Source organism: Synechococcus sp. H55.10 (assembly GCF_047502715.1).
In the GTDB taxonomy this organism is placed as follows: domain Bacteria; phylum Cyanobacteriota; class Cyanobacteriia; order Thermostichales; family Thermostichaceae; genus Thermostichus.
In genome coordinates this window covers 1-515 of record NZ_JANSJJ010000285.1, presented here as the reverse complement: position 1 = coordinate 515, position 515 = coordinate 1, and the positions used below count along the sequence as shown (strand labels likewise).

1 pseudogene is annotated in these 515 nt (G+C 61.7%); it reads right to left on the bottom strand.

The features are described from left to right. Positions 1-472: pseudogene (gene argC, locus NW858_RS13175) on the bottom strand (N-acetyl-gamma-glutamyl-phosphate reductase); the annotation flags it as partial. Positions 473-515 lie beyond the last annotated feature (43 nt).

Here is a 515-nt window from a genome sequence, read left to right as displayed (position 1 = left end):
CCCGGTAGAGTTCCGGCAGCCCGTAAACCGCCTGCTCGTTGGCCTGGCGGTAGGCAGGGCTAGGCCAGTTGGGATCCGTCTGGCCCAGGCGATACCAGGATTGGTAGGTGGCCAGGTTGCGAAAGCGGTAGTCCGCCGAGAGATCTAGGACTTTGCACCCCTTGGCCAGCAAAGGCGGCGCTAGGTCTGCGGCCAGTCCGTTGGGCAGAGAAAAAAAGACAACGTCGCTGCTAGCGGCGATGGCCTCCACATCCACTGGCTGAATGGTCAAGTCCACCGCCTGGGCTAGATGGGGGTAGAGATCCCCGTAGCGTTTGCCGGCGCTGTCTTGACCGGCCAGGTAGGTAATCTGCACGCCGGGGTGTTCGCTGAGCAGCCGCACCAACTGCACCCCTCCATACCCGGAGGCCCCGACAATGGCGACGCAGACGGGATCGGTGGGAGGAAGAGAACGCGGAGCCGTAGTGGCCATCGGGTCTGGCTGCACAAAATTGAGCGCTTGCATAATAATTTAT